Here is an 11,634-nt window from a genome sequence, read left to right as displayed (position 1 = left end):
CGGGACACCGGTACCCGAATCACTCCGCGCCGTTCGCGGCCTGCCGGGCCATCGCCCGCTGGGCCATCTCACGTCCGGCGTCGAGGTAGCTCATCGCACCCCGGGAGCCTGGATCATAATCGAGCACGGTCATTCCGTAACCCGGCGCCTCCGAGACCTTCACGCTGCGCGGAATCACCGAGCGCAGCACCACATCGCCGAAGTGACCGCGCACCTCCTCCGCGACCTGGTCGGCGAGCTTGGTACGCCCGTCGTACATCGTGAGGATCACCGTGGACACGTGCAGCTCGCGATTCAGATGCGCCTGCACCAGGCCGATGTTGCGGAGCAGCTGGCCGACGCCCTCCAGCGCGTAGTACTCGCACTGGATCGGGATCAGCACCTCCTTGGCCGCGACGAGCGCGTTGACCGTTAGGAGGCCGAGGGAAGGCGGGCAGTCGATCATCACGTAATCGATGTCGTAGCCCGCGATATTGGCCTCCTGGATGGCGCCCTTGAGGCGGCCCTCCCTGGCGACCATCGAGACGAGTTCGATCTCCGCACCCGCGAGATCGATCGTCGCCGGGATGCACAGCAGGCGCTCGTTGTGCGGGCTCTGCTGGATAGCGTCCTTGACGGAGACCTCGCCGATGAGCAGTTCGTAGCTGGAAGGGACGCCGGAGTGATGCTCGATGCCGAGGGCGGTGCTGGCGTTGCCCTGCGGATCGAGATCGATCACGAGCACCTTCATCCCCTGATGCGCAAGGGCCGCGGCGAGATTCACCGTCGTGGTCGTCTTACCGACGCCGCCCTTCTGATTCGCGATGGTGATGATGCGCTGCTCGCGAGGTTTCGGCACTGTCACCTTTCCTGGGTGCAATATCTGACTTGCGCGCTGAGCTTCGGCCGCGATCGGGGTCTCGCTGGGGGAGATGTGCCCGAACGGCGTGCTTCCGAATGCCTCCGCGTCGAAGTTGCTGGAGTCCAGCATCCCCGGCACGCGCGACGTAGTTTCCCGTGAAACATTCGCCGAACCGCTCGACATAGACAGCTCCTAACCAGAGAACTACAGACCACGTGCCCTCGGCCCACGCCGACGCCGTGTCTTCAACAGCCTGTGTCGGATCGAACATGATGCTCCGTCGGGACGGCGCCCGATCAACCGAGCGGAGCTGTCCCGCACACCCACATCCCACCGTGGCATCAACGCTCACGCCCGACGCACACTAGCTTGCCAGCACTGAGCGCTAGAAGAAAGTTGAATCGCGGCGACACGCAGATCCGCGCGAATGAACATTGCGTGCCGCAGGATTTCCGGCCGGGTAAGTGATTTTCACTGGGCGAATGGGGGTTCGAAGGTGCCGGGTTGGGGGTGCGTTAGGGGTTGGGCTTTGCGCGCCGTCGCAGATTCCTTGCGCGGAGGACGGACTGCGGCGCTTCATCGAGTTGCGCTGATGCTCCGGGGACTGCTCCGATAGCGCACCCGACGAGCGATGTTTCACGTGAAGCGGCGGGGCGATGTTTCACGTGAAGCATTGTGTCCACGGCCGAATGCCGCACCCCCGCGGAGAGTGGCACTGCGCCTTCCGTTCACGCATCCACGATTCTGGCGCTCTCGACGGCGCCGCAGCGATCCAATCCCGTTGCTGGGACGCGGCGGACGCCCAAAGAACAGCCGAAGCCAATGCCCCGAACCCGTTGCGAAGCTTCGGATCCAAAAGCTGGGTCGGTCGCGCCTGCCGCAGTCCAGGCACTGGGTCTATCGCCCCCGCTTCGCACATCCGATCTACGTCCGCATCTGCGAACCCCGTATCGAGTTGGCGCGTCGAGCGTTCCAGTCGGTGACGCATCCATTGTCCGCACACTCGAATCCCGTCGCCACCCATTTCAGATGCCCACCGCCGGAAGCCGTGGCTTGACACAGGCGCGCCTGAAGCAGCCACCGGCCGCGCGAAAAGGGGGGAGAACGCCCCTGGCGCGGAGATCCGGACGAGTGCCGCTCAGCCACCACCAAGTTCGCGCACCGAGCGATGCTTCACGTGAAACATCCGCCAAAGCCTCCACCCGACCTCATTCGTGGCGTCTCACCACAGCCCAAACCCTTACCCGTGCCGTCACATGCGCAACTGAAATCGAGTCAGCCGACAGGCCACATCTAGGCCCGGTCTCGAAGTCCGGCCGGGATGCATGCGTGGCTCTGATCGTCACCTGGCAAGGCGGAGGAGGAGCCGATACCGGGGCCCTGTCTCGGCGACGACGACAACGCGGTCAGGCGGCGATCTGCGCCGCAGAGGCGCCGGATGGGACTTCGAGACAGGGCCTGGTCGAGCCATCCGTCCGAGCCTTGGGCGAGCCATCCGCAGCGCTGCATCCGACTGCGTCTCCAGGATCTTGGCCATCGTGCCGGAGTCACTCGGCCACCCATCGCGTCCCGCGATCGCGGCCGCACCATCGTGCCGAGCCGCTTGCAGCGCTGTATCCGGCTGCGCCTCACGGCTCGAAACCACCCGGCCAATCATCGCGCTGCGTTGCCGCGGGTCGCCTTCGCGCCGCGCAGGGCCATCCGGGCCGCCACCAACACCCGCGCCGTCCAGCCGAGTGCTGCGGCCAACCATCGAGCCAAGCCAGCGTGCGCGGCATCCGGCCGAGTCCCCCGTGGCGCTCACGGTGACGTGCTGTCTCTACGCGCTATCGACCGCAGTCGGGCCAAGCCGCGAGAGTCCGCGCCGAGCCATCCCGCGCGTCGTGCCAAGCCTGGTGGCACGACGGCGCGGCTCGCTCTCGGGGCGGGGCCCACGGATCGGGTAAGCGGGCGCGTCGTCCGGCCGAGCCCTGCCGTCGATCTGTGGGCTACCGCTGTGGAGAGAAGCGGTGACGGGGCCGCGTGAAGTGGCGCTGCCGCGCGGACAGCGTGAGTCCGCCACGGGACAGCGGCGAGCCTGGCGTGGTGAACCGGGGGAGCGGCGTTGTGCCTTATCCAGTTCGAGCACCAGACGATGCTTCACGTGAAACATTCGCCGAGCAATTTCAATCCGATCCGATGCGCGGCACCTCTCGCCCCATCGCGAACCACACAGCTGAGCCGTCGCACGAGCAGAGCGTGCTGCGGCCGACGGTGAAGCAGCCGAGCTGTCAGGTTCAGCGGCGCATCATCGTGCTGAGTCTTCCGACCGGGGATCCGCTCGAGTCGGTACCGCACGATGGGGCAAGTCCTGAAATCGCGCCGCCGGACCGCGCCATCGGGAATGGACATTCAGGTGGGACATCGGACCGAGCCGACCGGCCGCGCCTCCAAGCGCTTGTCCTTAGGACGTGGGACCCGGGCGAGCAACCCACCCGAGCCATCGGGCACGTACTAGAGTCACGCCACCCACCCAAGCCATCGGACGCGCCCTCCAGCCACGCCATCCACCCGATCCATCGGGCTGAGGTGTGGAACCGAGCAATCGGAAGCGCGGCATCGGCGCTCAGTCTGCGGAGATCTTCCGGGGGGGGCGCGCTGTCGGGAAGCGCTTCTCGACTCCGCCGTCGGCCCCGCTGCGGAACTCCACAGCCCGGCCGAGCCATCGAGTCGGACCGCCGAGGGCGCGCCATCGCCGAGGCTTGGGGCGGGAGTTACCGCGGCACCGACGGACCGCCGGTCCGCCTGCGCCGACGGACCGCACCATCGAGTCGTGCTGCGGACCGAGTCGTTCGCTCGTCCGCCCGGGCACCTATTGAATGGCGTCCATCCGGTAGTCCCAGCCGAGCCATCGGGTTGAGCGATCGAGCGCGCCGTCGGGTTGAGCCAGGGTCCGATTCATCGTGGTGACATCGAGCCAAGCCATCCGGCCGCTCCGTCGGACTAAGCCGCGCTCGTGGCCGTGCCCGTGGACCGAGCTATCGGGGACGTGCCATCAGGCCAAGCCGTCGGGGACGCCACCGAGTCGAGCTGTGGCCGAACCGCCGGACTCGGCCGTGGGCCACGCCATCGAGTTCAGTCGGAAGGCCCCGCCAGGCACTCGGCCGTGCTGCGGGACCGACCTCCCGCCGCGCTCGTGGCCGCGCCGTGCGCCGAGCCTTCAGGGACGCGCCACCAGGCTGAGCCGTCGGCATAAGCCGTCGGGGACGCCGTCGAGTCGAGCTGTGGCCGAACCATTCGACCGCAGCCATTGGGTCCCCGTCCCGCCGCGCTGCGGGACCGGGCCGTGCGTCGATGTCGGCGTGAGTCCGGGTCATCGTGATGGCAACAAACCTAGCCATCCGGCCGTCCGGTGGGGCTGAGCCATCGGGCACGCCATCGAGTTGGGCCGTGGGGCCGAGCCACCCGGCTGTGCCATTGCGCCCACCGTCCAGCGCGTTGCGTGGCCGCGTCGTAGCGCGGAGCCATTGGAGACGCGCCACCAGGCTGAGCCGTCGTGGTGGCATTGGGTCGAGCACCATCCGGCCGCGCCATCGGACCAGCCGTCGAGTGCCATCTATTCCAGCCGTTCCGCCGAGCCGTCGGGACGCCTGAACGGCCACCCGCTAGCCGCACGCCTTCCTGCCTTCTATGGCGTTCATCGACGCGCTCGGCAGCGAACGGGAGTATCGGTCTGGAGGGGATCGTCGATCACACCGTGCTGCGTGCTATCGAGCCAACCCTTCCGGCCGAAGGATCGGAACCGCGCCGTCGGGCGGAGCCGTCGGAACGTCGAGGCAGCCGTGCGGCGGACCGGCCGGGCTCCATCAGCCATGCTTTGGCGCCGAGCCGATCGACGATGGCCGGGATTGAGGGGTCCGGTCGCGCCGTCGGACTGACCCATCGGGCACGCCAACGATCAAGCCGTTCCGCTGAGCCATCGGCCCGCACCAACGGATACGCGCCACCGAGCCAAGCCGTCCTCCCAATGGAGCGGGAAGCGGGTCGTCAGACCGCACCGTCGGAACATCGAGGCAGGGCCTAGCCGGTCTGCTGTTGGGGGGATCCGGCCGGGTCGTCGGGCGGTGCCAACGGGGCATCTGGGAGGGTCGGGAGATCGCGGCGCTGTTTTATGTGAAACAGCACGCAGCCCTCGCGGGCGAGAAAGGGTCTCGGCCTACTTCCCGCCCGAGCGACGGCGTTCGGTGCTGCGGCGGAGGACGCCGCCCTCGGAGCGGCCGCCCTCACGGCGGCTTCCGACCTTCTCCGTGCGGCGGCGGGGCGCGCGTTCCGCGCGGGGGAGGCGTTCGGCGCTGATCACGACTGTCGGGGTATCCAGGACTCCGACACCACATTCGAGGACCTCGAAGTTGCCGGCGCCCGCGCGGGTCAATGCTTCGCCGTCGCGTTCCAGTTCTTCGGTCGCGCTCACGCCCTTCAGGGCGAGCATGCGGCCGTGGTCGCGGAGGAGGGGGAGGGACCACTGGGCGAGTTTGGCGAGGGGGGCGACGGCGCGGGAGGTGACGACGTCGGCGCCGCCCGCTTCCTTCATCACGCCGGATTGTTCGGCGCGGCCGCGGACGACGGTGATGTCGAGTCCGGCCGCTTCGATGAACTCGCTCAGGAAGACGGTGCGGCGCAGCAGCGGCTCGACCAAGGTGATGCGTAGGTCGGGACGGGCGATGGCCAACGGGATGCCGGGAAGACCCGCGCCGCTACCGATATCGACGACGGTCGTTCCTTCGGGCATGAGCTCCGCGACCACCGCGCAGTTGAGGATGTGCCGATCCCAGAGCCGCGGCACCTCGCGGGGTCCGATGAGACCGCGCTCGACGCCTGCGGTCGCGAGCGCGGCGCAGTAGCGGCGGGCGATGTCGAGCCGATCGCCGAAGACGGTGGCGGCCGCCGCGGGCGGCTCCAGCTCGGTCGGCAGCGCGGCGCTTCCACCGAGTTCTCGTTCCACGTGAAACATCCTTCCGAGCTCGAGGTCACCAATTGCAAGACAGCGGAGGGGTGTCCGCCTCGGCCGCGGGCGGCGACGCCCCGGCATGGAGAAGGCCCCCGATCCGAAGACCGGAGGCCTAGACGACACTATCGGACGGCCGTCCGCCCTCGGACCGCGCACGGCCGGAGCGAAGGCGGAGCAGCGCCCGGGCATGAATCGTCAGCGTGACGAAACGCGCCGTCCTCCGGGGAAGCCGGGCGATCAGCCCGGAACGACCACCACGAAGCGGTTGGGCTCCACGCCCTCGCTCTCGCTGCTGACTCCTTCGACCGCGGCGACGGCGTCGTGCACGATCTTGCGCTCGAACGGCGTCATCGGATCGAGCGATTCCGGGGCGCCGGATTCCAGCACCCGCTTGGCGGCTTCGGTGCCGAGCGCGCTGAGCTCGGAGCGGCGCTTGGCCCGCCAACCCGCCACGTCGAGCATCAGGCGGCTACGTACGCCGGTCGCCTGCTGCACCGCGAGCCGGGTCAGCTCCTGGAGCGCGTCGAGCACCTCGCCGTTGCGACCCACCAACTTCGACAGGTCGCGGCCGCCGTCGATGCTCACGACGGCACGGTCGCCCTCGACGTCCAGGTCGATGTCGCCGTCGAAGTCGAGCACGTCGAGCAACTGCTCGAGGTAGTCGCCCGCGATCTCGCCCTCTTCGATCAGGGCTTCCTCGGCATCGCTCACGACATCGCCGGCATCCGTTCCGGCGTTCACCACACTCGTCGCCACGGTGGCGTCCCCTCCGTCGGTCTCAACAGTCATTTGAATTCCTTCATCTGTCCATCGCGCGCGCCGGACGCTCGGCGCCGGGCGGTTGCGCGCTCACGGGATTGCTCGGCGGTCAGCGGCGACGCTTCTGGTTGGCCCGGCCGCGCTGACCCGAACGCTTCTGCCCACCGGCCTTGCGCTGTCCGGCGGCCTTGCCTGCCGCGGTCTTGGAGGTGCCGTTCGCCGACGGTTCCGCATCGGACGGCTCGGCGTCGACGGCGGTGGCCGCGGGCTTCTTCTTCGTGCTCACCGGCTTGGCGCCCGGCTTCGGCGCGTTCTGCGCGCGCTGCTCGAGCTTGGCCTGCTTCTTGGCCTCTTCTTCCTTCGCCATCCGGCCGAAGACGAGGTGCTGCTGACCGTAGGTCCAGATGTTGTTGGAGACCCAGTAGATCAGGATGGCGATCGGCAGGAACGGACCACCGACGAGCACGCCGAGCGGGAACACCCAGAGCGCCAGCTTGTTCATCAGCGCGGCCTGCGGGTTGGCCGCGGCCTCCGGGGTCTGCCGCGCGACCGAGGCGCGGGCGTTGAAGTGGGTAGCGAGACCGGCGATCACCATCAGCGGGATGGCGACCAGGGCGATGCTCACCCGACTCGGGATGCCGCCGTAGTCGGCGAAGGCCAGCAGCTCGTTGGCCGGGGTGGTGATGAACGCCGAGATCGGCGCGCCGAAGATACGGGCGCTCAGGAAGGACTGGACGTCGGCCGCGTTGAAGACGTAGTTCGCGGTGTTCGCGTTCTCCTCGGGCGTCATGCCGAGCTGGCCGAACCCGTGGCCGGTGCGGTTGAACGAACGCAGGACGTGGAACAGACCGAGGAAGACCGGCACCTGCGCCAGGATCGGCAGGCAGCCCATCAGCGGGTTGAAGCCGTGTTCCTTCTGGAGCTTCTGCATCTCCAGCGCCATCTTCTGGCGGTCGTTCTTGTACTTCTTCTGCAGCTCCTTGATCTGGGGCTGCAGCTCCTGCATCTGCTTGGTGGTGCGCACCTGCTTCACGAACGGCTTGTAGAGCACGACGCGCAGCGTGAAGACCAGGAACACCACCGCCAGCGCCCAGGCCAGGCCGTTGTCCTTGCCGAGGCCCGGGATGGCCGCGAAAGCACGGTGCCAGAACCACAAGATCCAGGACACCGGGTAGTAGATGAAGTCGAGCACGGCTCTATGCACTCCCGTCGTTCGTATCGCCGATCACCGCATGCGGCGATCCTTTACAAGCGTGTGGCGCCGACGACGAGGCGTCGGCCGCAGCCTCGTTCCGTGCGCGATTTCTGCGCTCGGGAACGGGGTCCCACCCACCAGGGTGCCAGGGCGCGCATTTGGCCAATCGCACGACCGTCAATCCGAGGCCGACGAACAGTCCTCGGGTGCGCAACGCGGTGACCGCGTACTCGCTACACGTCGGGGTGAAACGACACACCGGCATGCGGGTGGGGGAGACATAGGTCCGGTAGAGCTCGATCAGGAAGATCAGCGTACGGGCGGGCAGCCGGGCCAGGACGGCGGCGAATCTCACGACGAAACGTCCGCGTCGACGGCGACGGGTCGAGCCCGTGTGCCGGTCCGGGCGGGAGCCTGAGCGATACCGAGTTTGCGCAACCCGCTGCGCAACTGCCGCAGCAGTTCGTCGGATTCCGCGTTCGCGGCGCCGGGCAGCGCCCGGATGACGATGTCGGCCTCGGCGGGCAGGTCGCTGATCACCTCGGCGCACATATGACGCAGGCGGCGGGCCACCCGGTGTCGAATCACCGCGGAGCCCACCGCCTTGCTGACAATCAATCCGAACCTCGGCCCGCCGACGCGAACGAGCGCTCCGGTGGCTACCGGAGCACTGTGTCGTTCATCAGAGCCCACGACTCCGTCATACCCGTGCACGAGCGCGTGTACGACCAGATCTCGCCTCCCGATTCGCTGGCCGCGGCGCACCGTCCGGGAGAAGTCGGCACGATGATGCAACCGATACGGCTCAGGCAACACCCGAGCGTCCGAGAGCGAGGATCAGGCAGTGAGTTCGGCGCGGCCCTTGCGGCGACGCGCCGAAACGATGGCGCGACCCGCACGGGTGCGCATCCGGAGGCGGAAGCCGTGAACCCGCGCCCGACGACGGTTGTTCGGCTGGAACGTCCGCTTGCCCTTGGCCACGGTCAACACTCCTCGAGTTGGTGGGCGCCGTTCGGCGCCCGAAGCTTGTCGGTGATACGTATGTGCGCGATGAATCGCGATGTCATCATCGGCGCGCGTCGGTCCTGGCGCACACGGTCGTCAAACGACCTAACGCGGTCAGCACGGGACCGCCACCGCACCAAGGGGTGACTGTACGAGGGTACTGATCAGCCCGAGACGGGTCAAACTCGGCCCCCAGGCGAATCCGGTGCACCGGTGCGACGCGCCCGGGCTTCTTCGTGACTTCGTCCACACCCCTAGGCGTGCCGAGCGTGCCCGCGAGCGAGGCGTTGCCAGATGGTTGCTACAGATCCGCAGGTCGGGGCGTGATCCCCGCGAACTTCGAGCCCGTTTCACATTTCCCCAGGGTTTTCCACATCTGTGGATAATTGTGTGGAAAGACCCCTGGAGTGGCATATTCGTAGGCCGACGGCGCCAACGCCGCTGACTTGGTACGGGGGAATCCGAGCAGCGTCCACACGGCTACGGACGTACGCGGGATCACAGGATAGCCCATCCACGAACCTGCTCGCGTACCCCGGCCGTCTGCTCCTATCGACCTACTTCCGGGGAGGAAACTGCATGGACGACGAGCAGAACGTGCTGGCCACCGTGTGGCCCGAGGTGATTGCCGAGCTCACCACCGGTTCCGACGACGGATCCATCCCGGCGGTGACCCGAGCACAGCAGGCCTGGCTCAAACTCGTCAAGCCGATCACCGTCGCGCAGGGCTTCGCCCTGCTGTCGGTGCCCTCGTCGCTGGCCCAGGAGGCCATCGAACGCGATCTGCGCGAACCCATCCTGCGTTCCCTCGCCCGCCGGCTCGGTCCCCAGGTCGAGGGCCTCGGCGTGCGCATCGCGGCGCCCGCGACGCCGAGCACCGATCGTTCCGCGGCCAACCCACGGCACGCCAGGATGACCAGTCGTCCGGAGCGAAGCAGGGAGGCGGCCCAGCGGAACCGGGACACGCAGCGCACCAGGGAGGCGTCGCGCGGTCCCGTCGGTTACCCGGCCGATCCGCCGAGCCGCACCGACTACCCGGCCCCGCGGTACGCACCGCAGGACTACGCGCCCGCGCCGGAGTATCCGGGAACGTCCGACTATCCCCAGTCCGCCGACTACCCGCCCGCCGCCGAGTACGCCCCCGCGCCCGAGTACACCCCAGCGCCCGAGTACCCGCCGAGTTCGGACTACCCGGCCGAATACCAGTCCGGCGTCGACTACCCGGCCGACGACTATCCGACCGCCGCCTATCGCGCGCCTGGCGTGGGCGACTACCCCGACTCCGCCGCCGTGCCCGAGGTGTCCACGGCGCCGCGGCGTGAGCCAGGAATGGGTTCGCGCCGGGATTCCACCCCGCCCGGCCAGGAGTCGCTGTTCACGCCCGAGCCCGCTCCGATGCGCGGACCAGCCCGGATGCCGTTGCGCGAGGCCGCGCCCGCCGCCGCGCACGATTCGGTCCGCGAGTCAGGTGAGGCGCTGCGCACCGAGCAGCCCGACGACGAACCGGTCGTCAACGTCCGCAACAACTGGCCGACCTACTTCACCAAGAGCCAGGAGACGCCGGCTCCGGCGAACTCCTCGGCGAGCCTGAACGCGAAGTACACCTTCGAGACCTTCGTCATCGGCGCGTCCAACCGCTTCGCGCACGCCGCGGCGGTGGCCATCGCCGAGGCGCCGGCCCGCGCCTACAACCCGCTGTTCGTCTGGGGCGCCTCCGGTCTCGGCAAGACGCACCTGCTGCACGCGGCGGGTCACTACGCCCAGCGGCTGTTTCCCGGCATGCGGGTGAAGTACGTGTCGACCGAAGAGTTCACCAACGACTTCATCAACAGCCTGCGCGACGACCGCAAGGTCGCGTTCAAGCGGCGCTACCGCGAGACCGACATCCTGCTGGTCGACGACATCCAGTTCATCGAGGGCAAGGAAGGCATCCAGGAGGAGTTCTTCCACACCTTCAACACGCTGCACAACGCGAACAAGCAGATCGTGGTCTCCTCCGACCGTCCGCCCAAGCAGCTGGCCACCCTCGAGGAGCGGCTGCGGACCCGGTTCGAGTGGGGCCTGATCACCGACGTGCAGCCGCCGGAACTGGAGACCCGCATCGCCATCCTGCGCAAGAAGGCGCGGATGGACCGGCTCGACGTGCCGCACGACGTGCTGGAACTGATCGCCAGCCGGGTGGAGCGCAATATCCGTGAGCTGGAGGGCGCGCTGATCCGGGTCACCGCGTTCGCCTCGCTCAACGGTCAACCGCTGGATCTGCCGCTGGCCGAAGTGGTGCTGCGCGATCTGATGCCAGACACCGCGGCGCTGGAGATCAACGCGGCGACGATCATGGCCGTGACCGCGGAGTACTTCAACACCACGCTCGAGGAGCTCACCGGCCCCGGCAAGGCGCGGCCGCTGGCGCAGGCCAGGCAGATCGCCATGTACCTCTGCCGCGAACTCACCGACCTATCGCTGCCCAAGATCGGTCAGGCCTTCGGCCGCGACCACACCACCGTCATGTACGCGGAGAAGAAGGTGCGCAAGGAGATGACCGAGCGCCGCCGCGTCTACGACCAGGTTCAAGAACTCACAGCCCGTATCAAACAGCGCTCGCGCTGAGCGCCCTCCACAACCCCGCACCGCCCCTGACCAGGGGCGGTGCTTTTTTGTGCGTTGTGGATTCCTCGAGGATTCCTTGTGGAGTCCTCGAGGAATCCACCGGTTTGTGCACCGATTCGTGCACAGGCTCGCGGCGGAGTCGCTCACAGCCGGATATCAACATCATCCCCATCGATCTCTGCCCACAGGGTCTGACCAGCCACGTCTCGGTCAGGCGCTTGTGGAATCCTCGAGGAGTCC

At 68.0% G+C, this 11,634-nt stretch carries 8 protein-coding genes; 1 reads left to right on the top strand and 7 read right to left on the bottom strand.

The window, feature by feature from the left end; genetic code table 11:
* Positions 1 to 19: 19 nt before the first annotated feature.
* The 7 genes from ABZV58_RS01885 to rpmH all read right to left on the bottom strand — a co-directional run bounded on the left by ABZV58_RS01885 (position 20) and on the right by rpmH (position 8,763).
* Positions 20 to 1,024 carry a ParA family protein gene (locus tag ABZV58_RS01885; protein WP_354998295.1) on the bottom strand — a complete coding sequence of 335 codons (1,005 nt, stop codon included), beginning with the start codon at positions 1,022 to 1,024 and terminating at the stop codon, positions 20 to 22.
* 4,012 nt (positions 1,025 to 5,036) lie between these two features.
* Positions 5,037 to 5,831 (bottom strand): 16S rRNA (guanine(527)-N(7))-methyltransferase RsmG, encoded by a 795-nt coding sequence (gene rsmG / locus ABZV58_RS01880; RefSeq protein ID WP_354998294.1) that lies wholly within the window; start codon positions 5,829 to 5,831, stop codon positions 5,037 to 5,039.
* Positions 5,832 to 6,065: 234 nt separating this feature from the next.
* A complete protein-coding gene (locus ABZV58_RS01875) occupies positions 6,066 to 6,617 on the bottom strand; it encodes a protein jag (RefSeq protein ID WP_354998293.1) in 552 nt (183 codons plus the stop codon).
* Between the two features lie 79 nt (positions 6,618 to 6,696).
* A complete protein-coding gene (gene yidC / locus ABZV58_RS01870) occupies positions 6,697 to 7,779 on the bottom strand; it encodes a membrane protein insertase YidC (RefSeq protein WP_354998997.1) in 1,083 nt (360 codons plus the stop codon).
* 4 nt (positions 7,780 to 7,783) lie between these two features.
* Positions 7,784 to 8,137, bottom strand: a complete 354-nt coding sequence (yidD, locus tag ABZV58_RS01865) for a membrane protein insertion efficiency factor YidD (RefSeq protein ID WP_354998292.1) — start codon at positions 8,135 to 8,137, stop codon at positions 7,784 to 7,786.
* Positions 8,134 to 8,598, bottom strand: coding sequence for a ribonuclease P protein component (rnpA, locus tag ABZV58_RS01860; RefSeq protein WP_354998291.1), 465 nt, complete (start codon positions 8,596 to 8,598; stop codon positions 8,134 to 8,136). The genes yidD and rnpA overlap by 4 nt, the downstream gene beginning before the upstream one ends.
* A gap of 21 nt (positions 8,599 to 8,619) precedes the next feature.
* On the bottom strand, positions 8,620 to 8,763 hold the full coding sequence (rpmH, locus tag ABZV58_RS01855) for a 50S ribosomal protein L34 (RefSeq protein WP_005516618.1): 144 nt from the start codon (positions 8,761 to 8,763) through the stop codon (positions 8,620 to 8,622).
* A 603-nt stretch (positions 8,764 to 9,366) separates the two neighbouring features.
* Here rpmH and dnaA point away from each other — a divergent pair.
* Positions 9,367 to 11,394 carry a chromosomal replication initiator protein DnaA gene (dnaA, locus tag ABZV58_RS01850; protein ID WP_354998290.1) on the top strand — a complete coding sequence of 676 codons (2,028 nt, stop codon included), beginning with the start codon at positions 9,367 to 9,369 and terminating at the stop codon, positions 11,392 to 11,394.
* The last annotated feature ends 240 nt before the right edge of the window (positions 11,395 to 11,634 follow it).

The organism is Nocardia sp. NPDC004654, assembly GCF_040609595.1.
Lineage (GTDB): Bacteria > Actinomycetota > Actinomycetes > Mycobacteriales > Mycobacteriaceae > Nocardia.
The sequence above is the reverse complement of the archived record's forward strand: the minus strand, read 5'-3'. Positions and strand labels throughout refer to the sequence as shown.

Coding starts and splice junctions, on each gene's coding strand:
- ABZV58_RS01885 (WP_354998295.1), bottom strand. CDS start 1,024: ATGTCGAGCGGTTCGGCGAATGTTTCACGGGAAACTACGTCGCGCGTG.
- dnaA (WP_354998290.1), top strand. CDS start 9,367: ATGGACGACGAGCAGAACGTGCTGGCCACCGTGTGGCCCGAGGTGATT.
- rsmG (WP_354998294.1), bottom strand. CDS start 5,831: ATGTTTCACGTGGAACGAGAACTCGGTGGAAGCGCCGCGCTGCCGACC.
- ABZV58_RS01875 (WP_354998293.1), bottom strand. CDS start 6,617: ATGACTGTTGAGACCGACGGAGGGGACGCCACCGTGGCGACGAGTGTG.